This is a genomic window from Mesorhizobium sp. P2_D1 (assembly GCF_056404455.1).
Genome location: NZ_JBFUDZ010000001.1, coordinates 161,499 through 183,391 on the forward strand (window position 1 = coordinate 161,499; position 21,893 = coordinate 183,391).

At 63.1% G+C, this 21,893-nt stretch carries 23 protein-coding genes; 13 read left to right on the forward strand and 10 right to left on the reverse strand.

The window, feature by feature from the left end; translation table 11 throughout:
* Window positions 1-110: 110 nt before the first annotated feature.
* Window positions 111-2,801, forward strand: coding sequence for an aconitate hydratase AcnA (acnA, locus tag AC1D0I_RS00865; protein WP_477392442.1), 2,691 nt, complete (start codon window positions 111-113; stop codon window positions 2,799-2,801).
* Window positions 2,802-2,861: 60 nt separating this feature from the next.
* On the opposite strand, the gene AC1D0I_RS00870 is transcribed toward acnA, so the two are convergent.
* Window positions 2,862-3,542, reverse strand: a complete 681-nt coding sequence (locus AC1D0I_RS00870) for a ceramidase domain-containing protein (protein WP_477392444.1) — start codon at window positions 3,540-3,542, stop codon at window positions 2,862-2,864.
* A gap of 175 nt (window positions 3,543-3,717) precedes the next feature.
* Between AC1D0I_RS00870 and AC1D0I_RS00875 the strand changes: the two genes are divergently transcribed.
* Complete coding sequence (locus tag AC1D0I_RS00875; protein WP_095083990.1) at window positions 3,718-4,503, forward strand: DUF1223 domain-containing protein; 786 nt, start codon at window positions 3,718-3,720, stop codon at window positions 4,501-4,503.
* Between the two features lie 468 nt (window positions 4,504-4,971).
* Window positions 4,972-5,358 carry a DUF2794 domain-containing protein gene (locus tag AC1D0I_RS00880; protein WP_477392446.1) on the forward strand — a complete coding sequence of 129 codons (387 nt, stop codon included), beginning with the start codon at window positions 4,972-4,974 and terminating at the stop codon, window positions 5,356-5,358.
* 4 nt (window positions 5,359-5,362) lie between these two features.
* On the opposite strand, the gene AC1D0I_RS00885 is transcribed toward AC1D0I_RS00880, so the two are convergent.
* The 4 genes from AC1D0I_RS00885 to AC1D0I_RS00900 form a co-directional block, all read right to left on the reverse strand.
* Window positions 5,363-5,932, reverse strand: a complete 570-nt coding sequence (locus tag AC1D0I_RS00885; RefSeq protein WP_477392448.1) for an N-acetyltransferase family protein — start codon at window positions 5,930-5,932, stop codon at window positions 5,363-5,365.
* A gap of 109 nt (window positions 5,933-6,041) precedes the next feature.
* Window positions 6,042-6,821 (reverse strand): Bax inhibitor-1/YccA family protein, encoded by a 780-nt coding sequence (locus tag AC1D0I_RS00890; RefSeq protein WP_095083988.1) that lies wholly within the window; start codon window positions 6,819-6,821, stop codon window positions 6,042-6,044.
* 283 nt (window positions 6,822-7,104) lie between these two features.
* Entirely contained in the window at window positions 7,105-9,654 is a 2,550-nt protein-coding gene (locus tag AC1D0I_RS00895) for an ABC transporter permease (RefSeq protein WP_477392450.1), read from the reverse strand.
* Complete coding sequence (locus AC1D0I_RS00900) at window positions 9,654-10,349, reverse strand: ABC transporter ATP-binding protein (protein WP_477392452.1); 696 nt, start codon at window positions 10,347-10,349, stop codon at window positions 9,654-9,656. Before AC1D0I_RS00900 ends, AC1D0I_RS00895 begins: the two co-directional genes overlap by 1 nt.
* An 85-nt stretch (window positions 10,350-10,434) precedes the next feature.
* Here AC1D0I_RS00900 and AC1D0I_RS00905 point away from each other — a divergent pair, with 85 nt between their 5' ends.
* Window positions 10,435-11,079 carry an arylesterase gene (locus tag AC1D0I_RS00905; protein WP_477392454.1) on the forward strand — a complete coding sequence of 215 codons (645 nt, stop codon included), beginning with the start codon at window positions 10,435-10,437 and terminating at the stop codon, window positions 11,077-11,079.
* 125 nt (window positions 11,080-11,204) lie between these two features.
* Window positions 11,205-11,801 carry an RNA 2',3'-cyclic phosphodiesterase gene (thpR, locus tag AC1D0I_RS00910; protein ID WP_477392456.1) on the forward strand — a complete coding sequence of 199 codons (597 nt, stop codon included), beginning with the start codon at window positions 11,205-11,207 and terminating at the stop codon, window positions 11,799-11,801.
* Here the strand turns inward: thpR and AC1D0I_RS00915 are convergent.
* Entirely contained in the window at window positions 11,705-12,223 is a 519-nt protein-coding gene (locus AC1D0I_RS00915) for a low molecular weight protein-tyrosine-phosphatase (protein WP_477392458.1), read from the reverse strand. The two genes, thpR and AC1D0I_RS00915, sit on opposite strands and share 97 nt — an antisense overlap.
* Before the next feature lie 51 nt (window positions 12,224-12,274).
* Between AC1D0I_RS00915 and AC1D0I_RS00920 the strand changes: the two genes are divergently transcribed.
* From AC1D0I_RS00920 to AC1D0I_RS00930, 3 genes are all read left to right on the forward strand, one after another.
* Window positions 12,275-12,571 carry a 4a-hydroxytetrahydrobiopterin dehydratase gene (locus tag AC1D0I_RS00920; protein ID WP_095084392.1) on the forward strand — a complete coding sequence of 99 codons (297 nt, stop codon included), beginning with the start codon at window positions 12,275-12,277 and terminating at the stop codon, window positions 12,569-12,571.
* 116 nt (window positions 12,572-12,687) lie between these two features.
* Window positions 12,688-13,050: a YkvA family protein gene (locus AC1D0I_RS00925; protein ID WP_477392825.1), complete on the forward strand. Its 363-nt coding sequence runs from the start codon at window positions 12,688-12,690 to the stop codon at window positions 13,048-13,050.
* A gap of 275 nt (window positions 13,051-13,325) precedes the next feature.
* On the forward strand, window positions 13,326-13,829 hold the full coding sequence (locus AC1D0I_RS00930; protein ID WP_457152049.1) for an invasion associated locus B family protein: 504 nt from the start codon (window positions 13,326-13,328) through the stop codon (window positions 13,827-13,829).
* Window positions 13,830-13,939: 110 nt separating this feature from the next.
* Here AC1D0I_RS00930 and AC1D0I_RS00935 read toward each other — a convergent pair whose 3' ends face one another.
* Window positions 13,940-14,410, reverse strand: a complete 471-nt coding sequence (locus AC1D0I_RS00935) for a hypothetical protein (RefSeq protein WP_477392460.1) — start codon at window positions 14,408-14,410, stop codon at window positions 13,940-13,942.
* A 100-nt stretch (window positions 14,411-14,510) separates the two neighbouring features.
* Between AC1D0I_RS00935 and rlmN the strand changes: the two genes are divergently transcribed.
* From rlmN to AC1D0I_RS00950, 3 genes are read left to right on the forward strand one after another with little or no spacing between them, the layout of a single operon-like run.
* The gene (gene rlmN / locus AC1D0I_RS00940; protein ID WP_477392462.1) at window positions 14,511-15,746 is read left to right on the forward strand and encodes a dual-specificity RNA methyltransferase RlmN; all 1,236 of its coding nucleotides are present in this window, start codon (window positions 14,511-14,513) and stop codon (window positions 15,744-15,746) included.
* On the forward strand, window positions 15,743-16,192 hold the full coding sequence (locus tag AC1D0I_RS00945; RefSeq protein ID WP_477392464.1) for a hypothetical protein: 450 nt from the start codon (window positions 15,743-15,745) through the stop codon (window positions 16,190-16,192). Before rlmN ends, AC1D0I_RS00945 begins: the two co-directional genes overlap by 4 nt.
* A complete protein-coding gene (locus AC1D0I_RS00950; RefSeq protein ID WP_457152053.1) occupies window positions 16,189-16,674 on the forward strand; it encodes a hypothetical protein in 486 nt (161 codons plus the stop codon). Before AC1D0I_RS00945 ends, AC1D0I_RS00950 begins: the two co-directional genes overlap by 4 nt.
* Here the strand turns inward: AC1D0I_RS00950 and AC1D0I_RS00955 are convergent.
* The gene (locus AC1D0I_RS00955) at window positions 16,646-17,287 is read right to left on the reverse strand and encodes a LysE family translocator (RefSeq protein WP_457152054.1); all 642 of its coding nucleotides are present in this window, start codon (window positions 17,285-17,287) and stop codon (window positions 16,646-16,648) included. The two genes, AC1D0I_RS00950 and AC1D0I_RS00955, sit on opposite strands and share 29 nt — an antisense overlap.
* Window positions 17,288-17,488: 201 nt before the next feature.
* On the opposite strand from AC1D0I_RS00955, the gene AC1D0I_RS00960 reads away from it, so the two are divergent.
* Window positions 17,489-18,712, forward strand: a complete 1,224-nt coding sequence (locus AC1D0I_RS00960) for an argininosuccinate synthase (RefSeq protein WP_477392466.1) — start codon at window positions 17,489-17,491, stop codon at window positions 18,710-18,712.
* Window positions 18,713-18,787: 75 nt separating this feature from the next.
* On the opposite strand, the gene AC1D0I_RS00965 is transcribed toward AC1D0I_RS00960, so the two are convergent.
* Both AC1D0I_RS00965 and AC1D0I_RS00970 read right to left on the reverse strand, forming a co-directional pair.
* On the reverse strand, window positions 18,788-19,459 hold the full coding sequence (locus AC1D0I_RS00965) for a hypothetical protein (RefSeq protein WP_477392468.1): 672 nt from the start codon (window positions 19,457-19,459) through the stop codon (window positions 18,788-18,790).
* 214 nt (window positions 19,460-19,673) lie between these two features.
* Complete coding sequence (locus tag AC1D0I_RS00970) at window positions 19,674-20,471, reverse strand: lytic murein transglycosylase (protein ID WP_477284365.1); 798 nt, start codon at window positions 20,469-20,471, stop codon at window positions 19,674-19,676.
* A gap of 147 nt (window positions 20,472-20,618) precedes the next feature.
* Between AC1D0I_RS00970 and AC1D0I_RS00975 the strand changes: the two genes are divergently transcribed.
* Window positions 20,619-21,866, forward strand: coding sequence for a flavin monoamine oxidase family protein (locus AC1D0I_RS00975; protein ID WP_477392469.1), 1,248 nt, complete (start codon window positions 20,619-20,621; stop codon window positions 21,864-21,866).
* Window positions 21,867-21,893: the final 27 nt, after the last annotated feature.

Here is a 21,893-nt window from a genome sequence, read left to right on the forward strand (position 1 = left end):
CTCGGGTTGCTTGGGAACGGACAGCGGAAATGGCCGTACCCGCACCTTTGCGCGTGATTGCATGCCATCGGCGTCCGTTCCCTTTCAGGCTGAACAGACAAGGATCGCACGTGTCAAAATCCCTAGACAGTTTCAATTGCCGCCGCACGCTGACCGCAAGCGGTACGGAGTATGTCTATTTCGATCTCATCGAGGCCGAGAAGAACGGCCTCACGGGCATTGCCCAGCTGCCCTATTCGATGAAGGTGCTGCTGGAGAACCTGCTGCGCAACGAGGACGGTCGCTCCGTCACTAAGGAATCGATCCAGGCGGTCGCCGGCTGGCTGACCGACAAGGGCACCGCCGGCGTCGAGATCGCCTATCGCCCAGCTCGTGTGCTGATGCAGGATTTCACCGGCGTTCCGGCCGTGGTCGACCTTGCCGCCATGCGCGACGCCATGGCCTCGCTCGGCGGCGATCCGCAGAAGATCAACCCGCTGGTTCCCGTCGACCTTGTCATCGACCATTCCGTCATCGTCGATGAATTCGGCACGCCGCTGGCCTTTGCCCGCAATGTCGAGCTCGAATACGAGCGTAACGAGGAGCGCTACAAGTTCCTGAAATGGGGCCAGCAAGCGTTCCGCAACTTCCGTGTCGTGCCGCCCGGCACCGGCATCTGCCATCAGGTCAACCTCGAATATCTCGGCCAGGTGGTGTGGACCAACACCGAGGACGGCGAAACCACCGCCTATCCCGATACCTGCGTCGGCACCGATTCGCACACGACGATGATCAACGGCCTTGGCGTGCTCGGCTGGGGCGTCGGCGGCATCGAGGCCGAGGCGGCCATGCTCGGCCAGCCTGTCTCCATGCTGTTGCCTGAGGTTATCGGCTTCCGCCTCACCGGCAAGCTGAAAGAAGGCGTCACCGCCACCGACCTCGTGCTCACCGTCACCCAGATGCTGCGCAAGAAGGGCGTCGTCGGCAAGTTCGTCGAGTTCTTCGGCCCGGGCCTCTCCAACATGACGCTGGCCGACCGCGCCACCATCGGCAACATGGCGCCCGAATACGGCGCCACCTGCGGCTTCTTTCCGGTCGACAGCGAAACGATCCGCTACCTCACAATGTCCGGCCGCAGCGAGGATCGCATCGCATTGGTCGAGGCCTATTCGAAGGCGCAAGGCCTGTGGCGCGACACCGGCTCGGCCGACCCGGTGTTCACCGACCTGCTCGAGTTGGAACTTGGTTCCGTCGTGCCGTCGATGGCCGGCCCCAAGCGGCCCGAAGGCCGCGTCGCGCTGGAAGGCATTCCGGAAGGCTTCACCAAGGCGATGGAGACCGAATACAAGAAGGCCGCCGAGATCCACAAGCGCTACGCAGTCGACGGCACCGACCACGATCTCGGCCATGGCGACGTCGTCATTGCCGCCATCACCTCCTGCACCAACACCTCGAACCCGAGCGTGCTGATCGGCGCCGGCTTGCTGGCCCGCAACGCCAACCGCCTCGGTTTGAAGCAGAAGCCGTGGGTCAAGACCTCGCTGGCGCCGGGCAGCCAGGTGGTCGCAGAATATCTGGAAAAGTCAGGACTGCAGAAGGAGCTCGACCAGATCGGCTTCAACCTGGTCGGCTTCGGCTGCACCACCTGCATCGGCAATTCCGGCCCGCTGCCGGCGCCGATCTCGAAAACCATCAATGAAAAAGGCTTGATCGCCGCTGCAGTCCTGTCCGGCAACCGCAACTTCGAAGGCCGCGTCTCGCCCGACGTGCAGGCGAACTATCTCGCCTCGCCGCCGCTGGTCGTCGCGCACGCGCTGGCTGGAACCGTCACCAAGGACCTCACCACCGAGCCGCTCGGCGACGACAAGAACGGCAATCCGGTCTACCTCAAGGATATCTGGCCGAGCTCGGCCGAGATCCAGGAGTTCATCGAGAAGAACGTCACCCGCGAGCTGTTCGCCCGCAAATATGCCGACGTCTTCAAGGGCGACGAATACTGGCAGAACGTCGAGGCGCCGGAAGGCCAGACCTACACCTGGGACGACAACTCGACCTATGTGCAGAACCCGCCCTATTTCGCCGGCATGACCGCTGGTTTCGGCAAGATCGGCGACATCAAGGGCGCCCGCGTGCTCGGCCTGTTCGGCGACAAGATCACCACCGACCACATCTCCCCGGCCGGTTCGATCAAGGCGGCCTCGCCGGCGGGCAAATATCTCACCGACCATGGCGTCGGCGTCGCCGACTTCAACCAGTACGGCACGCGTCGTGGCAACCATGAGGTGATGATGCGCGGCACCTTCGCCAACATCCGCATCCGCAATCACATGCTGGGCGAGAATGGCAGGGAAGGCGGCTACACCATCCACTACCCGTCGAAGGAAGAGGAATCGATCTACGACGCGGCCATGGGATACAAGAAGGAAGGCGTGCCGCTGGTGATCTTCGCCGGTGTCGAATACGGCAACGGCTCGTCGCGCGACTGGGCGGCCAAGGGCACCAATCTGCTCGGCGTGCGCGCCGTCATCGCCCAGTCCTTCGAGCGCATCCATCGCTCCAACCTGGTCGGCATGGGTGTCATCCCCTTCGTCTTCGAGGACGGCACGTCCTGGGCGTCGCTCAACCTGAAGGGTGACGAGCTGGTCGAGATCGACGGGCTGAGCACCATCAAGCCGCGCCAGACGATGACGGCCAAGGTCACCTATGGCGACGGCACGGTGAAGAACGTGCCGATCATCTGCCGCATCGATACGCTGGACGAGCTCGACTACTTCAAGAACGGCGGCATCCTGCAATACGTGCTGCGCGATCTGGCAGCATAGTAATAAGGGAATAGGGCAGTAAGGGAGTAGGGCAAGCAAGAACAGGCTAACCTATTTCCCCTACTGCCTTACTCCCATATTTTTCGGCGCTCCGAAGCGCGCCGCTGCGGCCAGCAGCACGCCGAGCATCAGTCCGTTGAGGATGTGCCAGAGGAAATGCGTGCCGAGCGGGAAGCCGGCGCAGACCAGCGGGTCGACCATCCGGCAGATGATGGACACGACGAAGATTGCCGATCCCGCCAGATTGTACCAGCCGGCGCGATTGCCGCTGGCCGCCACCAGTATGCCGAAGAAGGCGAGCGCCAGGAACGGCGGCAGGTAGCCCGTCGTGCCATTCGAGGCCTGGCGCAGCCAGTCCGGCACCGCCAGCGTCAGCAGCCCGGCAACCAAGTAGAAGGCGATGAAGATGGCGATCGCCTTGCCCCATTGTATGCCGAGGAAGCGGCGCAGGTTGAACAGCGTATAGGCCAGCGTAAAGCCGGCGATCGGCAGTACATCGGCCCAGACCGTGCCCCTGGTGGGGAAGGTGTGGAAGATCGTCGAGCCGATGCCGATTGCCACCACCCACCAGGCCAGCACCTCGGCGAAGGTGCCGGTGCGCAGCCTTCGCACCTCGCGCACGCCCCACAGGCCGGCGGCGATGAAGGCAAGGTTTGTCAGGGCATTGACTGGCTCGGACCAGAGTTCCGGCCCGGTTCGCTCGCAATAGAGATCGATCGGCGCCGAAAGAGTTTGCCACATCGTGATTGCCGCCCGAATCGGTTTCTACCCTGAACTGCGAGCCCTTCTCCTATTGCGCCGCTGCGGTCGGTTGCAACGGCAAAAATTTCACCGCAACGTGACTTCCCGTTGACTTCCGCTTCTGCCACATATTCCAGCAACGACAATAAAGCCGGCGCCACCGGCGGGAATCGGAATGACCATGGCCTCGCGAAAAACATTATGGCTGGCGGCCCTTGCGCTGGCCTTCTCAGCGGCTGCCGGCATCGGCCAAACCGCCGAGCCCGCCAAGACGCAGGCCGACAAACCTCAGATCGACAGGCCCCTGGGCGTGGTCGAGCTGTTCACCAGCCAGGGCTGCAATTCCTGTCCGCCGGCCGATGCGTTGTTCGCCGAACTGGCCGCCAAGGAAGACATCGTCGCGCTCGCCTATCATGTCGACTACTGGGATTATCTCGGCTGGCAGGACACGCTGAGCCGCAAGGAGAACACCGAGCGGCAAAATGACTATATGCGCGCCTTCGGCAGCCGCTCCGTCTACACGCCGCAGGCCGTCATCAACGGCCGCGTCCATGTCAACGGCGCCAGCCGCATCGATGTCGATGGCGCGCTGGCGCGGATGGCCAAGAGCGGCCAGGGCATGCGGGTCGCCGTCAAGGTCAGCCGGACCAGCGACCGTGTGATGATCGACGCCGGCGATGCCGGGAACGGTCCTAGCGATGCCCATGTCGTCATCGTCTATTTCGACCCGCCGCAGACGGTCAAGATCGGCCAGGGTGAGAACACCGGCCGCAAGTTGACCTACTGGAACGCGGTCTCGGGCATCCAGACCGCCGGCATGTGGCACGGCAAGGCGCAGCGCTACGAATTGCCGATGAGCGAGATCTCCAAGAAGGGCGGCTGCGCCGTGCTGCTGCAGTCGGTCGGCAGGGATGGGCTGCCCGGCCCCATTCTCGGCGCCGCCTTCATTCATAAGCCTTAGAATCTCGAGGTTGCGGCTCGCTCATGGCGAGGCGAGATTGCACAGACGATCGTGCTGTGCCTCGTCGCATTGCCCCGCGCTCCACCCCAAAAACAAAAAACCGACGTCAGCTTGCTTCTGACGCCGGTCATTTAGGTTTTGGGATCGTCGCACCCGATCCTTCCGAAGAAAGACCGAGGTTGGTTCGATCCGACGCAGACCCGTGGGCGGGGGGCTTGGGGTTTACGAGCCGGTGCCGGACCGAACCGTCTCAGGCAACGCGGGTAAACTCGTCGGACATTGGGGCAGGAGCGCGGATAAAAAATGGCGAGAATATGGCGAAGCATCACCAATTCCAACAAGGCGTTTCATAAAAGTGACTGGACGTTGCAGAAACAGCGCGCCTCCGCCCTGCTTCGCCGGGTCTTGCAATTCAGCTGCGAACGCGCCAACTTTGGTTGGCAAAGATTCATTTTGAAGGATCGAGGCATGACTGACGACAGCGGCGGGACGCGGGATGTTGACGCATCCGCAATATTGATCCCGCTGCACGAGGCGCGACCTGAGCGCCTCGATCAGCCGGTGCGGTTCGACCGGCGTGAACTGGACCAGATCCTGAGGCTCTACGGCCGCATGGTCGCCGCCAACGAATGGCGCGACTACGCCATCGATCATCTCACCGACAGGGCTGTGTTTTCTGTGTTCCGCCGCACCAGTGAAGTGCCGCTGTTCCAGATCGTCAAGGACCCGAAACTGGCACGCAAGCAGGGCGCCTTTGCCGTTATTGCCGCCGGCGGCCGTATCCTCAAGCGCGGCCAGGAGCTCGGCCGCGTGCTTGGCATCTTCGACAGCAAGCTGAAGCTCGTCGAGGCCTAACCGCTTATTTTTGCTGGCGGAATTTTTGCTCCGGCAGCGAATCGGGATCGGGTGGAGCGAGCGCCCCGCCGTTCAGCGGGAGCTGCATGAACACCGTGTCCAGCCAGCGCCCGTGCTTGTAGCCGGAGCCTTCGAGGCGTCCCGAATGACGAAAGCCGAGCTTTTCGTGGAGCCGCACCGAGGCGCTGTCCGGCCGCCCGTCGCCGATCACCGCGATGACCTGACGGAAGCCCGCCGCCCGGCAGGACTCGATCAGGCTTTGCATGAGCAACAGCCCGACCCCCTGGCCCTTGGCCTCGGGCGCCACATAGACCGAATCCTCGACGATGAAGCGGTAGGCCGGGCGTGGCCGGAAAGCGCCGGCATAGGCATAGCCGAGCACGGCGCGGTCCTTTTCCGCCACCAGATAGGGAAAGCCGCCAGCCATCAAAACGTCGAATCGCCCGCCCATCTCGGCGCGGCTGGGCGGCTCCAGCTCATAACTCGCCGTGCCCTGGGTGACCGCGTCGGCATAGATTTCCGTGATCCGGTCGAGGTCAGCCGCCGTTGCGGGCCGCATGATGATACTGCTCATTATTTATGCACGCCGTTATTCTGCCGCAATAACAGCAAAACCCGACACAAAAGAAAAGGGCGGCCATTAGGCCGCCCTTTGGAACTCAATGGTCCAAGCGTCGCTGCTACTAGCGGCGGTCGCCCATGAACTGCAGCAGGAACATGAACAGGTTGATGAAGTCGAGGTAGAGCGTCAGCGCGCCCATGATGGCCTTGCGGCCGGCGACATCCGAAGCGTCGCCCTCGAAATACATCTCCTTGATCTTCTGCGTGTCATAGGCGGTCAGGCCCGAGAAGATCAGCACGCCAAGCGCCGAGACGGCGAAGGAAAGCGCCGACGAGTGCAGGAAGATGTTGATCACCGACGCGATGATGATGCCGAACACGCCCATGATCAGGAACGAGCCGAAGGCGGTCAGGTCGCGCTTGGTGGTGTAGCCATAGAGCGACAGCGCACCGAAGGCCGCGGCGGTAGCGAAGAAGGTCTGCGAAATGCTGGCCGTGGTGTAGACCAGGAAGATCGACGACAGCGACAGGCCGACGAGGCCGGCATAGACCCAGAACGTCGTCTGCGCCGCCGAAACGCTCATCGACTGGACGCGGAACGACAGGAACAGCACGGCGGCCAGCGGCGCCAGCATCACCACCCAACGCAGCGGCGAGCCAAAGATCGCGTAGCCGAACGAGGTCAGCATCTCGCCGCTTGGCAGCGTTGCGACAGCCGAGGCCGGATCGGTGGTGGTGGCCAGCATGATCGTGCCGACGGCGGCAAGACCGGTGATGAGGAGGCCAAGCCCCATCAGATTGTAGACCTTGATCATATAGGCGCGCAGGCCCTGATCGATGCCTGCATCAACGCCGGCGCCGGGCACGGCGCGCGTCTGATAGTTGCGAATGGGTTCAGCCATGGGAGTCCTCTATTGCTTCTGCCCCGTCGGGTGTCAGGTCCACCGGACCCAGGCGCCGCTGGCGGGGCTCCAGCATGCCTGTGGCGAAATATGATGGTAATTCGCGTCAAGAACAAGACCGTAACCGGGTGTAATGCTTCGTGAGGCATACACGATGCGGTTTTCCGCCCTTTGGCGGCGCAACATTACTCCGATTTAACCAAATCTCGGTCCCCGCGGGCGGAATTCAGAGCAATTCCAAAGCGCGCAGCGGTTTTGGGTCGGACTTGCGGTCGGTGAATAGTCAGAGGTTACGCAGCACCGGCGCGGCCTTGTGGCCGAGCACCCGCCAGGTGCCGGCGAGACCGATGCCGACCGTGATGACAAGCGAAAACAGAATGGTCGCCACCGCCACCTCAGGCATGAAATGCGAAGGCAAGGTCATGATGCGGGCGACGACGAACCAGGCGGCCGCACCACCTGCCGCCAGGGCGAAGATCGCGGTGGCGAGCCCGATCAGCATGTATTCAAGCGAGAAGGCGGCAATCAGGGTTGTGCGTGTCGCGCCCAGTGTCTTCAGCACCACCGCGTCATGGATGCGCGCCCGGTTGCCGGCGGCAAGCGCACCGGCAAGCACCAGCACTGAAGCGATCAGCGCCACGCCGGCGGCAGCCCGGATAGCCGTGCCGAGCTGCCCGACCAGCCGGTTGACGACGTCGAGCGCATCCTTGACCCGGACTGTCGTCACCGCCGGGAAGGCGCGGGTGACGGCATTGAGGATCCGCGCGTCGTCGGCCGTCGAGGCGGTCTTTTCGGTCAGCGTCGCCATCCAGCCATGCGGCGCCCCTGCGAATGTGTTGGGCGAGAACACCATGACGAAATTGATGCCCATCGTCTCCCATTCGACCTGGCGGAAATTGGCGATCTTCGCCGTCACATTGCGGCCGAGCACATTGACGGTGATGGTATCGCCGAGCTTCAGCCCGATCTCCTTGCCTTCTACGGCAGAGAACGAGACCAGCGGCTCGCCGGCATAATTGTCCGGCCACCAGCTGCCCTCGGTCAGCGTCGCGTTGTCCGGCTGCCTGGCATCATAGGTCAGGCCGCGATCGCCTTTCAGCACCCAGGCGCCTTCCGCCGGCACCGTGACCTTGTCGACATCGACGCCGTTGAGCGCCATCACCCGGCCGCGCAGCATCGGCACCTTGGCCAGCGTCCCCTGTGGCGCCTGCTTGCCGATCAGCGTGGAAAACGCATCGACATCGCTGCTCTGAATGTCGACGAAGAAGAAGTTCGGCGCCCGCTCCGGCAGGCTGCCCGATATTTGTTGCCTGAGATTGCCGTCGATCAGCGCCAGCGTCACCAGCAGCGTCAGGCCGAGCCCCAGCGACAGCACCACCGATGGCGTCAAGGCGCCGGGCCGGTGGATGTTGCCGACGGCGAGCCGCAGCGCCACGAAGCGCACACGTGGGCTCTTCCTGGCCGCCCACTGAACCAGTGCGCCGACCAGGCGCAGCACCAGAAAAGCGAAGATGGTGGCGCCGACGAAGATCGAGGCGATGCGGCGGTCGCCTGAAAATAGGATGGCCAGCGCCGCCAGCAGCAGCGCGATACCGACGGCCGCCGCAACATAGGCAGGGCGCGGAAAGCCGCGGCCTTCGAGCCCCATCTCGCGAAACAGCGCAGTCGCCGGCACATCGCGGGCGCGGCCGAGCGGCAGCAGCGCGAAGGCCAGCGTCACCAAAAGGCCGAACAGCGCCGCCATGCCGAGCGCGCCGGGATAAAAGCCGCCTTCCGCCGGCACCGGAATGACCTGATGGAGGGCGGCACCGGCCGCGAACGGCATCAGCGCCCCGAGCACCAGGCCAAGCACGATGCCCAGGGCGGCGATGATCAGGATCTGCACCAGATAGACGGCAAAGACGAAGCCGCCCGAAGCGCCCAGGCTCTTGAAGGTGGCGATGACACCGCGCTTGCCGTCGAGATAGGCGCGCACCGCATTGGCGACGCCGACACCGCCGACCACCAGCGCCGTCAGCCCGACCAATGTCAGGAATTGCGAGAAGCGTTCGATGTTGGACGACAGCGCCGGCGCCGCATTGCTGCGCGTGCGGATCGACCAGCCGGCCTGCGGAAAATCCTTGGCCGCCTGATCCTGGATGGCTTTCAGCCGCGCCTCATCGGCATCGGCGGGCAGCCGGATCTTGTAGGCGTTTTCGACCAGGCTGCCCGGCTGGATCAGCCCGGTGGCCGCCAGCCCTTCGGTCGAGATCATCAGCCGCGGCGCAAAGCCGAAACCGTCGGACACCGCATCCGGTTCGGTAACCAGCCTGGCGCGCAGTTCGAAGGTCGCGATGCCGAGCTTCAGCCGGTCGCCGATCTGCAGATGCAGCCGCTCGAACAACAGATCAGGTGCGGCGGCGCCGAAAACGCCGAACTCCTCGCCGAACAGTTCCTGCTTCGACAGCGCCGGCTCGGTCTCCAGCGCGCCATAGAGCGGATAGGCGTGGTCGACCGCCTTGCCCTCGACCAGCGCCTGGTCGGTTCCGTCGGCAAGACGCGCCATCGAACGCATGCTTGCAGTGCGCGAAACGATCCCCAGCCCGTCAAGGAAGCCACGCTCGGCCTGGCTGGCGTCGCGCTGGTTGATCTGGAAGCGGAGATCGCCGCCAAGCAGCGTCTGGCCCTGATTGGCGACACCGGCGGTGATCGAACGCGCCACCGAGTTGACGCCGCCGATGGCCGCGACGCCGAGCGCGATGCAGGCAAGGAAGATCAGGAAGCCGGACAAACCGCCGCGCATTTCGCGCAGCGAGAAGCGGACCGCAAGCTTCAGCGTCCGCGACAACGGCATCAGGCCGTCACCTTGACGGGCGCCGGCGCCTCGATCCGGCCCGATCGCATCGAAACCTGGCGCGAGCAGCGTGCCGCCAATGCCGGATCGTGGGTGACCAGCACCAGCGTCATGCCGCGCTCGGCCGCCTTGGCAAACAAGAGGTCGGCGACCTGCCGCCCCGTCGCCTGGTCGAGATTGCCGGTCGGCTCGTCGGCAATGAGAATGCGCGGCGACGGCGCCAGCGCCCGGGCGATCGCCACGCGTTGCTGCTCGCCGCCCGACAATTCGCCGGGATAGTGGGTGACGCGATCGCTCAGGCCCACGGCCGCAAGTTCGCGCGCCGCGACAGAAAACGGATCGGCATGGCCGGCCAACTCCAGCGGCACCGCGACATTTTCGAGCGCCGTCATGTTGGGAATGAGATGAAAGGACTGGAACACGATGCCAATGTTTCGGCCACGAAACGAAGCTATCTGATCCTCGGTTTTGCCATTGAGCAGTTCGCCGGCGATTCGGACCGTACCCGAATCGACCCTTTCCAGGCCTGCCAGAACCATCAGCAATGTCGACTTGCCAGAGCCCGAAGGGCCGACGATGCCGGTCGCCTCGCCAGCCGCCACATCGAGGCTGACAGCCTTCAGCACATGCACGGAGGACGCCCCTTCGCCAAGTGTCAGCGATACGTCTTTCAGCGCGATGACGGCTTCTGTCAAAATGAAAGCGTCCTATATCAAGGGATGAAGGCTCTGCTTGCCGGATGCCGTCGGAAGAATTCCTTGGTCATATGGGGCCTGCCGCATGTCTTTCAAACGCCTGATTGCCGCAGGCTTCATCGTTTTCCTCGCCATTTGCGGCACCTTTTCGTCGGCGCTCGCCGAGCCGTTCAAGATCGTCGGCTTCGGTGACAGCCTGATGGCGGGCTTCGGCCTTGGGCCGGACCAGGGCTTTACCGAAAAACTGCAGACCGCCCTTCGCGCCGCGGGTCGCGACGTGACGGTCGCCAATGCCGGCGTCTCCGGCGACACGACGAGCGGCGGCCTGGCTCGGCTCGACTGGTCGGTGCCCGACGGCACGCAGCTGGTCATTCTCGAACTCGGCGCCAACGACATGCTGCGCGGCGTCTCGCCCGACATCGCCAGAAGGAACCTGGATGAGATGATGGGCAAGCTCAAGGACCGCAGGATTGCCGTGCTGCTGGCCGGCATGCGCGCCGCGCCCAATCTCGGCGCCGACTACCAGAACGCCTTCGACGCCATCTTTCCCGACCTTGCCAGGAAATACGACGTTGCGCTCTACCCGTTCTTTCTCGACGGCGTCGCCGGTCAGCCCGGCATGCAACTCGAGGACGGCCTGCATCCGAGCCCTCAGGGCGTCGACCAGATGGTCGAACGCATCTTGCCGACGGTCGAAAAGGCGATCGCGGCGGCGCCGGGAGGTTCGTGAGATCGGACTAATTGCTTCCGTTGGGGAAACTTTTAACAAAGCCTGTGACCAACAAACCTCTTGCTCCGTTTGATTTTCGATGATTCGCTAGGGCTAATATTCGATTCGAGGAAGGGAGGCTCTTCATGCCGCGTCTTTTCACCGCCCTCGAAATACCGCGTGACGCCGCCCTTTCGCTGTCCCTGCTGCGGGGCGGCCTGCCCGGGGCCCGTTGGATCGACGTCGAAAACTATCATCTGACGCTACGCTTCATCGGCGATGTACCGGGTCATGTCGCCGACGAGATCGCCAACGCACTCGACCGCGTCCACCGCCCCTCCTTCCCGCTGACCCTGTCCGGCGTCGGCGCTTTCGGCCAGAAAAAGCCGCACGCGGTGTGGGCGGGCGCCTCCGCCTCGCCCGATCTTGCCGCCCTTCAAGGAGAGATCGACCGCATCTGCCAGCGGCTCGGCATTCCCGCTGATCCGCGCAAGTTCATGCCGCATGTGACGCTGGCTCGCTTGCGCAATTCGACCCCGCTGGACGTCGCCCAGTATCTCTCGGCACGCGGCAATTTCTCGACACTGCCGTTTCGCATCGGCCGTTTCGTGCTGATGTCGTCGCGCGATTCGGTCGGCGGCGGCCCCTACATCGTCGAGGAAGCCTGGCCGCTGTCGGGCAAGGACGCCCGTGCTTCCAGCCTTATCGCCAGCGCCTCCGACGCTTCGCGGATCATGCGGTAGACCGAGGCGAAGGCTTCCGCTCCGTCATAATAGGGGTCCGGCACGTCGCGCGCTTTGCCCTTGGCGAACTCCAAAAACAGGTGCACCCGGTCATGCATGGCCGCCGGCGCCAGCGCCTTCAGGTCACTAACATTCGACCGGTCCATGCCAAGGATCAGGTCGAAGCGGTGAAAATCCTCCGGCGTGACCTTGCGCGCCCTCTGCCGGGAAATGTCGATGCCGTGACGCACCGCAACCGCGATCGAGCGTGGATCGGGAGGCGAGCCGACCTCCCAGCCGCTGGTTGCGGCTGAATCGAGCAGCATATCCCCGCCCCATTCGCGCTCTGACAGCGCGGCGCGAACAACCCCCTCAGCCAGTGGCGACCGGCAGATGTTGCCGAGGCAGACGAAAAGAATGGAATTTATGGGCTTCGCGCTCATCGATCCAACGCTATGGTGACGACTTCAGTCGAAATAGCATGGGAAGCTGACATGACGAGAGAGAAACTGGGCAAGGAAGCAGTCGCCGCAGCGTTGACCGGGCTCGACGGCTGGGCGCTGGCTGCCGATGGCGCCTCGATCAAGCGCACGTTCACCTTCGCGAATTTCTCCGAAGCCTTCGCCTTCATGACCCGCGTGGCACTGGCCGCCGAGAAGATGGACCATCATCCCGACTGGTCGAATGTCTACAAGACCGTCGACGTGACGCTGAACACCCACGATGCCGGTGGCGTGACGGCGCTCGATATCGATTTGGCGAAGAAGATGAACCGCTTTTTTGGTGGCTGAACCCCAGCGGTTTGCCAAATCGGCGCCGGCATCTTGCAGCCCGGGTCGGGTTTCACCACATTTCCGCTCGCGGGGCATGCGCTGGAATGCGCATGGACGCTCGCAAGGAGAAACTGATGGCGCAACAATCCGGTTTTGACTTCTTCGGCTTCGGCGGCAAGCTCGGCGGCGAGAACGAAGTGCGCGAGAAATTCTGGCGCACGGCGAAGAAGGCCGCGCGGCAGATCCCCTTCATGGAAGAGGTCGTGGCCGCCTATTACTGCGCCATGGACAAGAACACGCCGCTGCGCGCCAAGGGCATTCTGCTCGCCGCGCTCGGCTATTTCGTGCTGCCGGTAGACGTCATCCCCGACTTCGTCCTCGGGCTTGGCTTCACCGACGACATCGCCGTGCTCACCGCCGCGATCACCGCTGTCAGCGCCCACATCACGCCGGCGCACCGGCAGGCTGCCAAGGACGCCATCGCCGACAAGGGCTGAGCAGGCCGGCGCCCGCGCAAATGCCTTTGGAGCCTGCGTTTGGCGGCAAGGCAAAAAGTCAAACTCTTGCCGCTTTCGTGGCCTCCAAGTCGCGAAAGGGACGTCGCGCCACCCGCTCGCAAGGCGGCGGCGCGGGAATGGCGGCGGTTTCCTGGGGTGCGGGTCCTTTTCTCAAAGGAAATTCACCGTTTGGTAACCCAGATTAAATCAAAATGAAGCGACGGGCAGGACGCCAAGCCGGCCTGCCGCCGCACCTTTGGAATACGGGAAAAACGATGCGCGGATTGATTGCTACAGTTTCGAGCCTGGTCCTGGTGGCCGTGGCAGCGCCGGCACTGGCGCAATCGGCGACCAAGATCGGTCAGCACAATGCCTGGGGCACCTACAGCTACCAGGCATCGGGCGGCAAGGTCTGCTATGTCCTGACCGTGCCGACCGACAAGCAGCCGCCGACGCTCGACCATGGCGACATGTTCTTCTTCGTCAGCCAGCGGCCCGGCCAGCAAGTGTCCTACGAGCCGCAATTCATCGCCGGCTACACCTTCCAGGAAGGCTCCAAGGCCACCGTCACCATCGACAAGAAGTCGTTCTCGATGTTCACGCGGGGCAAGTCGGCCTGGGTCGAGAACGCCGCCGAGGAACCGGTGCTGATCGCCGCCATGAAGACCGGCACCGACATGAAGGTTACGGCGAAGTCCGGCCGCGGCAATCCAACCTCCTATGTCTTCTCGCTGAAGGGTATTTCGGCGGCGCTGTCCTCGATCGCCAAATGCAAATAGGCAAATAGGCGAAGCTTCGATTTGCCAAAGCGTCGTTTTGCATGACAGGCCGGGCCGAAGAGCCCGGCCTTTTGCATTTTCGGGCCGGCCTGTGTGCCGACGGTTCAGTCTTACATGGCCATTTTTTCACATTCGGCTTGAGCCTTCTTGGTCGACGTATCGATCATGAAGGCTTTGCCCTTGGCGTCGGTCATCATCATCATGCAGTGCTTGATTGGCTTTGCCATCTTCATCATCTCGGCGCCCATCTTTGCATCCGGCATCATGGTGCCCATATGCCCGTCCGGCATGATCGCCATCACTTCTCCACCCTTCATCATGGTCATCGTGCCCATCGCGTCTTCGGCAAATGCCTGCGAGGCGGATAGGCCGACGAGGCCGGCAATAACGGCAAGCTTGATAGAGTTCATTCTGCATACTCCCATTTTGTAGGGGCATGGTTGCCCCCTTCTGATTTCGAAGGCGCGATGGGAAACGTTACGCAAACACGACCATGTGATCGGTTCCTTTGAGGCGGGAAGGTAGGGCAAGGCCGCCGGATGATCGCAACAGACCGTCAGCCAGCGTGCATCGGGTTGCATTCTCCCCGCATGACTCCGCCCCCAACCTGTGCTATGCGCCGCGCTTCATGTCCGGCCCGATAAGTGAAATCGGCCGCAAACCGCTTATATCAGTGCAACCATGACCCTTTCATTCGATCTCACCGCCGATGGCGCCCGTGATGCATTGCGCGCCCGCGCCGCACAGCCGGAAAAGCAGTCGCTGATCGGCCTGACGCGGGCCGAGCTCGGCGAGGCCCTGGTGGCATCCGGCACCGTGCCGGAGCGCCAGGCGAAGATGCGCGCCCAGCAGCTCTGGCACTGGATGTATGTGCGCGGCGTTTCCGACTTCGCCGGCATGTTCAACATCTCCAAGGATTTGCGCGCCGAACTCGAGAAGCATTTCACCGTTGCCAGGCCGGAGATCGTCGAGGAGCAGATTTCCTCCGACGGCACCCGCAAATGGCTGTTCCGCTTTCCGCCGCGCGGCGCCGGCAGGCCGGTCGAGATCGAGACCGTCTATATCCCCGAGGAAGGGCGCGGCACGCTCTGCATCTCCTCGCAGGTCGGTTGCACGCTGACCTGCTCGTTCTGCCATACCGGCACGCAGAAGCTGGTGCGCAATCTGACGGCGGAGGAAATCCTCGCCCAGTTGCTCACCGCCCGCGACCGGCTCGGCGACTTTCCCGATCGTGATACACCGGACGGCGCCATCGTGCCGGCCGAGGGACGCAAAGTGTCCAACATCGTCATGATGGGCATGGGCGAGCCGCTCTATAATTTCGAGGCAGTGAAGAAGGCACTACTGATCGCCTCCGATGGCGACGGCCTGTCCTTGTCGAAGCGCCGCATCACGCTCTCGACCTCCGGCGTCGTGCCGGAAATCCTGCGCACTGGCGAGGAGATCGGCGTCATGCTGGCGATCTCGCTGCACGCGACCAACGACGACCTGCGCGACCTGTTGGTGCCGATCAACAAGAAGTACCCTTTGAAGGAGTTGATCGCCGCCTGCCGTGCCTATCCCGGCCTGTCCAACGCCAAGCGCATCACCTTCGAATACGTGATGCTGAAGGACGTCAACGATTCCATCGAGGACGCCAAAGGCCTGATCAAGCTGCTCAAGGGCATTCCGGCCAAGATCAATTTGATCCCGTTCAACCCGTGGCCGGGCACCAACTACCAGTGCTCGGACTGGGAGACGATCGAGAAATTCGCCGACTACATCAACAATGCCGGCTATGCCTCGCCGATCCGCACGCCGCGCGGCCGCGACATTCTGGCCGCCTGCGGCCAGCTGAAGTCCGACTCCGAGCGCATGCGCAAGGTCGACCGGCTGGCCCTGGAAGCAATGATGATTGCGGGGCACGGCGAGGCGTGAGCCGCCGCTTAGCCTGGCTGAAACGCTTCGCCACGATAGCAGTCGGCTATTTTGCCGGTGTGCTGACCTCGATCCTGGTGCCGGTGCTGCTGATCGCTCTTCTGGAAGGGATAGAAGACGGCAACTGGTCGATCATCTTCGCATTCGACTGGCTGGGCTCGTTCCCGCTCGCCGTGTTGACCGTGATGGTCGGCGCGCTGCTGATTGTCGGCCCCGCGATCTTTGTCGCCGAACGGCTGTCGCTTCGAGGATGGTTCTATTTTGCAGCCACGGGTGCGGTGACCTCCACCGCCTTTGGTGTGTCCATCCCGCGCTCGGCCGGAAGCTTTGTTTTCAATCCGGGCTATCTCGGTTTCCTGGCCACGGCCGGCATTGCCGCCGGTTCGGTCTACTGGCTTCTGGCCGGGCGTAAGTCCGGTCACCTCACACGCCGGGATCCGGGATGAGTCGCCTCATTGCTTACCTCGTCCGTTTCGCCGTCATCCTGTTCGGGTATGCGGTGGCGTCGCTGGCGGCGAGCGCCTTCCTCAACATCCTGTTCCTGGCTTCGCTCGGCTACATGCCGGAGCACGCGCACCCGACGGCAACCGCCTCGCTGTATTTCTCAATTCCGTTCGTCGCCCTGTTCGTCGCCTATTTCGCCTTCATGCCGGCGGCGATCGTCATCCTGCTTGCCGAGATCCTTGGTCGGCGCGACTGGTTGTTCTATGCGCTGGCGGGCGCGGTGGTCGCGGCCGTTTTCCTCGGCCTGGTCGACAATGCCCGTGACTCGGCTTTCGCGGTCAGGGAGACCAGCGCCATCATGGCGGTGGTCGGCGGCGGCATGGTCGGCGGGATCTTCTACTGGCTCAGCGCCGGGCGCTGGGCCGGAAGCTGGTGGTTGAAGGATGAGAAGGCGCCTACTTCGCCTGGGCCGTCAGGATCTTGAGAGCGAAGGCGGAAAACACGCCGGCAAAGAGATAGTCGACCACCCGCGTCACGCGCGGGCTGGCCTTCATCGCCGCCGAGAATTTTTCCGCAGCCAGCACCATCGGCGCGGTCACCGGGATCGACAGCACGATGAACATCGCGCCGAGGAAAAACAGCTTTCCCGGCGCATTCGGATCATGCGCGGAGACGAACTGCGGCAGGAAGGTCATGAAGAACAGGATGATCTTCGGGTTGAGCAGATTGACGCCGAGCCCCGCCGCCCAGCTGCGCAACAGCGAAATCTGAGGCCCCGTCTTCTTTTCCGGCGAAAACGCCGAGCCCCTGGTGATCGCCTGCCAGGCGAGGAAGACCAGATAGCCGGCGCCAAAGATCTTCAGCACGAAGAAGGCCATCGGCGAGGCGACGATCAGCGCCGAGACACCGACCACCACCAGCGTGGTGTGGATCAGCGTGCCGCACAGCGCGCCCGCCATCGAGGCAAAGCCGGTGGCGCGGCCCTGGCTCAGCGTGCGCGAGACGAACAAGGTCATGTCCGGTCCGGGCGTGATCGCCAGGATCACGGTGGCGATGGCGAACTGGATCAGCGTGGCGGTGTCTGGAATGAACGACATGGACAGCCCTTTGGCTCGGGAACACGCAAGCCTATAATGGATACGAACCATCGCTGCCAGCAACTGGACGGCTGAAAGGCTGATCCAGCGCCCCCGGATCGTATCCCGTTGACCCAACGGTCCGCGGCGTTCGTCTCTTGCGCAGCCCGGAAACGGCGTGATACCTCGCCCGCCGAGAACTCGTGATCGCGGAACCGCCAAATGTCAAAAGCAAAAGACGTCAAGAAAGTCGTGCTCGCCTATTCCGGCGGCCTCGACACATCGATCATCCTGAAATGGCTGCAGACCGAACTCGGCGCCGAAGTCGTCACCTTCACCGCCGATCTCGGCCAGGGCGGCGAACTCGAGCCGGCTCGCCGCAAGGCCGAGATGATGGGCATCAAGGACATCCGCGTCGTCGACGTGCGCGAGGAATTCGTGTCCGATTTCGTCTTCCCGATGTTCCGCGCCAACGCCGTCTATGAAGGCACCTACCTGCTCGGCACCTCGATCGCCCGGCCGCTTATCTCCAAGCATCTGGTCGAGATCGCCAGGGAGACCGGCGCCGACGCGATTGCGCATGGCGCCACCGGCAAGGGCAACGACCAGGTTCGCTTCGAGCTCTCGGCTTACGCGCTGAACCCCGACATCAAGGTCATCGCGCCATGGCGCGACTGGTCGTTCAAGTCGCGCACCGACCTGATCAATTTCGCCGAGCAGCACCAGATACCGGTGCCGAAGGACAAGAAGGGCGACGCGCCGTTCTCGGTCGACGCCAACCTTCTGCATTCGTCCTCCGAGGGCAAGGTGCTGGAAGACCCGTGGAGCGAGCCGCCGGAATTCGTCCACCAGCGCACAGTTTCGCCAATGGATGCGCCGGACAAGGTCACCGAGATCGAGATCGAATTCCTCAAGGGCGACCCGATCGCGCTCAACGGCAAGAAACTGTCGCCGGCCACCATGCTGGCAGCGCTCAACGATCTCGGCCGCGGCAACGGCATCGGCCGGCTCGACCTGGTCGAGAACCGCTTCGTCGGCATGAAATCGCGCGGCGTCTACGAGACGCCGGGCGGCACCATCCTGATATCAGCCCACCGCGCCATCGAATCGATCACGCTCGACCGTGGTGCCGCGCACCTGAAGGACGAGTTCATGCCGCGCTACGCCGAGCTGATCTACAACGGCTTCTGGTTCGCGCCCGAACGGCTGATGCTGCAGGCGATGATCGACAAGAGCCAGGAAGACGTCGAGGGCACGGTGCGCCTCAAGCTCTACAAGGGCAACGTCATGGTCACCGGCCGCAAGTCGAAGAAGACGCTATATTCCGATGCACTGGTCACCTTCGAGGACGACCGCGGCGCCTACGACCAGAAGGACGCCGCCGGCTTCATCCGCCTCAATGCGCTGAGGCTGCGCACCCTGGCGGCACGCAGCCGCAAGAGTTGACCATCATATGGCATGTCCAAACCCGGCTTTGGCCGGTTTTGGACTGCTAGCTCGACGCGAGTCATAATCTGCCGGCTAAATATCTAAGTCTGACACATGCGGATAGATGTGGACCACATAGCGACTGAGAGCATGTCGTTCGGAAAGTCCCATGATATGGTGGACGACCTTGTACGCGGCCTCCCACTCCGCTTTTGTTTCGGGTCCTCCGATATCCCGGTCTCCGACGAAATTCGCTAGCACGAGCCAAGCTTTGCACCCCTCGCGACGAAGGAAGTGCAAATGGGTAAGCCGGTTTGCCAATTGATAAAATACATCGACCCATGGCGCGCGCGGTCTTGCTCCGAGATATTCGATAGTCTGAGCCAGCGCTTTCTCGATGACCATGCGCGATCTCGGACCGGCCGATGAGGCTGGCGAACACAACTCGGCAATATGCGCCTTCGCCTCGACCAGCAGAATATCTCCTGCACTCGTCCTGCCAAGCGCGTCCCACTGCGGTCCGCGTTGGGGCCAATACTCCGAGAGACGACCGGACAACTCACCAACACCGACCAGATCAAGAAAATCGCGATCACGATATTCTGCGTAGTCATCATTCGCTATCGGTGACAGCCAAACCGTCGACGCTGCAGTAGCAACAAATTCACCAAGGGGCTCGCTGAGCACGCGTGGAGCTCTATTCACCGCGCGCTGGATCCATTTCAAGCTGCCGCGCTGGCCGACCTTCTGAACGACCCTAGACATCTTGCGCCCCCGATTCTTCCCATTCCCTGGCTTTGATGCGAAAGCCTTCTCATTCAGTCACAGCTCGGTCTCGCCCAGACTGTAACCGGCACCGGGGTTCCAGCCATGGCCGCGCAGGAAGTTGCGGTCGACGCTAGCACGTCAGCATCAATAGAAAAGCCCGGCGCATGGCCGGGCTTTCTGCAATGCGGAGATCTTTTACAGAGACGTCTCTTCAATCGCCATCGATCGCCGTGGCGATGCGGGCGATGGCCTGTTGATAGACGCTGGCGGAATTCCAGCCGGCAATGGCGCCGATATTGGACTGCGCGCTCGCACCGGCCCGCCAGCCATGACCCTTGAGGAAGTTGGCGGTGGAAGCCAGCGCAGTCGCCTTGTCGCGCAGGTTTCCGCTGCCGACGCCATACTTCAAGACATTTCCGGGCAGGAACTGCGTGTGGCCGATCTCGCCATGTGCAGCGCCGACCGACGAGGAGGTCAACGCACCGCGATCAACCAGCTTCAGGGCCGCAATGGCATGTGGGTAAAAGAATTCCGGGCGGCGGCAATCGTAGGCAAGCGTCAAAATGGCAGAGACCGTATTCTGGTTGCCCATCGCCGAACCGAAGCCAGTCTCCATTCCCCAGATGGCGAGCAGCACGCCTGGCGACACGCCATAGTTGCTTTCGATTTTGTCGAACAGCGCCGCGTTCGACTTCTTCAGCGCACGGCCTTTGGAAATGATCGCAGCGCCGCCACGGCGCTTCATGAAATCTTCCACTGAGCCGCTGAAAGCCTTGTGAATGCCGCGGTCGACGGAGATGGTCCTTGTTGCGTAGGTCGCGCCGGCCAGAGCTGCAAGACCCTTGGGGCCCACACCTTCGGCCCTGGCCTCCGCGGCGAACTCCGGCTTCCAGGCTTCGAAGCCGGCGCCAGTCTTGCCGCAGCTGGCCGCCGCCTGTGCGCCCGTCGCCAGCGCAAGCACCGCCACCACCGCGGTCACAAAAATCCTACCCTTGGCAAGTAACGCCATGCTTTTCTCTCCTGATTGCCTGAATCACGTCCCGTTTGCGAATTTGCCAGCGAAACCCGCACTTGTCACTGTCTCTGCTGCAGTGCTGGCGAATGCCGGGGAATTTGCCTACGATCAAGTGAATATTGTGGCGGGGGCGAAATAGCCATGGAAGACGTTGATGTCGTGATCATCGGCGCCGGCTCGGCGGGTCTGGCCGCGGCCAGGACCTTGCAGGCAGCCGGCCTCTCCTTCAAGCTGCTCGAAGCGATGGGCCGCATCGGCGGCCGCGCATGGACCAGCGACCAGCATTTCGGCATCCCCTTCGACATCGGCTGCGCCTGGCTGCACGCCGCTGACCGCAACCCCTATTTTCCAGAAGCCCAGGCGGCCGGCTGGACGCTGCATCACCACGACATGAATGTCGACCATCTCTATTATCGCAAGCGCAAGGCAAGCGAGGCCGAGGAAGCCGAGATGAAGGCGGCCGACGCGCGGCTGTTCGAATTGCTGGCCAAGCATGAGGTGAAGCAGGGCGACGACGATAGGCTTTCGGCGCTGCTCGCCAAGGGCCACGCGCCGCGCGCCGCGGCAACCTTCGCCGGACCGATGGATTTCGGCGCCGACGAGGACGAGATTTCGATCCTCGACTTCCAAGCCGCCGCCGATCTCGACCCCAACTATTTCAGCAAGGAAGGTTTTGGTGCGCTGGTCGCCCGTTTCGGCGCTGACCTGCCGGTCGAATTGTCGACGCCGGTGCGCAGGATTCTCTGGGACGGACCTGATGTCGCCTGCGTCACCGATCGCGGCACCATCCGCGCCAAAGCGGTCATCGTCACGGCCTCGCCGGCGGTGCTCGCCTTTGAGGAGATCGAATTCTCGCCCGCCCTTCCCGACACGCATTTTGGCGCCTTTTTCGACCTGCCGATGGGCATGCTGACCAAATTGCCGGTCGAGATCCGGGGCACCAGGCTCGGCCTGCAGCCTTTCGACGATCTTCTGATCGAGCGCATGGCCCGGCACGACATCTATTTCCTGTGTTTCCCTTTCGACCTCGACCTGATGGTCGGCTTCGTCGGCGGCGACTTCGCCTGGGAGATATCGGCAGCGGGCGAGGCGGCGGGCATCGACTTCGTCGTCGACCGGCTGTGCGGCATTTTCGGCAGCGACACCCGCAAGCACGTGGCGCGCGCCATGATGACCAATTGGGGCGGCGAGCGCTTCGTGCGCGGCGCTTACGCTGCAGCCCGACCCGGCCGCTCGCTGGCCCGTGCGACGCTGATGCAGCCGGTAGCGGAAAAGATCTTCTTCGCCGGCGAGCACCTCGCCGGTCCGCTCATCCAGACCTGCGGTGGGGCAAGGCTGTCGGGCGAAGCGGTGGCGAGACACGTCGCCGCCCAGCTTGCGGCGAAATAGCCTCGATCGGGACACCGGCCGGCGGTT

Bases quoted from the DNA above. Each gene is read 5' to 3' on its own strand.
- AC1D0I_RS00965 (WP_477392468.1), bottom strand. From the start codon at position 19,459: ATGTCTAGGGTCGTTCAGAAGGTCGGCCAGCGCGGCAGCTTGAAATGG.
- AC1D0I_RS00905 (WP_477392454.1), top strand. From the start codon at position 10,435: ATGTCTTTCAAACGCCTGATTGCCGCAGGCTTCATCGTTTTCCTCGCC.
- AC1D0I_RS00970 (WP_477284365.1), bottom strand. From the start codon at position 20,471: ATGGCGTTACTTGCCAAGGGTAGGATTTTTGTGACCGCGGTGGTGGCG.
- AC1D0I_RS00920 (WP_095084392.1), top strand. From the start codon at position 12,275: ATGACGAGAGAGAAACTGGGCAAGGAAGCAGTCGCCGCAGCGTTGACC.
- AC1D0I_RS00935 (WP_477392460.1), bottom strand. From the start codon at position 14,410: ATGCAACCCGATGCACGCTGGCTGACGGTCTGTTGCGATCATCCGGCG.
- AC1D0I_RS00890 (WP_095083988.1), bottom strand. From the start codon at position 6,821: ATGGCTGAACCCATTCGCAACTATCAGACGCGCGCCGTGCCCGGCGCC.
- AC1D0I_RS00955 (WP_457152054.1), bottom strand. From the start codon at position 17,287: ATGTCGTTCATTCCAGACACCGCCACGCTGATCCAGTTCGCCATCGCC.
- AC1D0I_RS00915 (WP_477392458.1), bottom strand. From the start codon at position 12,223: ATGAGCGCGAAGCCCATAAATTCCATTCTTTTCGTCTGCCTCGGCAAC.
- AC1D0I_RS00930 (WP_457152049.1), top strand. From the start codon at position 13,326: ATGCGCGGATTGATTGCTACAGTTTCGAGCCTGGTCCTGGTGGCCGTG.
- AC1D0I_RS00885 (WP_477392448.1), bottom strand. From the start codon at position 5,932: ATGAGCAGTATCATCATGCGGCCCGCAACGGCGGCTGACCTCGACCGG.
- AC1D0I_RS00880 (WP_477392446.1), top strand. From the start codon at position 4,972: ATGACTGACGACAGCGGCGGGACGCGGGATGTTGACGCATCCGCAATA.
- thpR (WP_477392456.1), top strand. From the start codon at position 11,205: ATGCCGCGTCTTTTCACCGCCCTCGAAATACCGCGTGACGCCGCCCTT.
- AC1D0I_RS00870 (WP_477392444.1), bottom strand. From the start codon at position 3,542: ATGTGGCAAACTCTTTCGGCGCCGATCGATCTCTATTGCGAGCGAACC.
- AC1D0I_RS00960 (WP_477392466.1), top strand. From the start codon at position 17,489: ATGTCAAAAGCAAAAGACGTCAAGAAAGTCGTGCTCGCCTATTCCGGC.
- AC1D0I_RS00950 (WP_457152053.1), top strand. From the start codon at position 16,189: ATGAGTCGCCTCATTGCTTACCTCGTCCGTTTCGCCGTCATCCTGTTC.
- AC1D0I_RS00925 (WP_477392825.1), top strand. From the start codon at position 12,688: ATGGCGCAACAATCCGGTTTTGACTTCTTCGGCTTCGGCGGCAAGCTC.
- rlmN (WP_477392462.1), top strand. From the start codon at position 14,511: ATGACCCTTTCATTCGATCTCACCGCCGATGGCGCCCGTGATGCATTG.
- AC1D0I_RS00975 (WP_477392469.1), top strand. From the start codon at position 20,619: ATGGAAGACGTTGATGTCGTGATCATCGGCGCCGGCTCGGCGGGTCTG.
- AC1D0I_RS00895 (WP_477392450.1), bottom strand. From the start codon at position 9,654: ATGCCGTTGTCGCGGACGCTGAAGCTTGCGGTCCGCTTCTCGCTGCGC.
- AC1D0I_RS00875 (WP_095083990.1), top strand. From the start codon at position 3,718: ATGACCATGGCCTCGCGAAAAACATTATGGCTGGCGGCCCTTGCGCTG.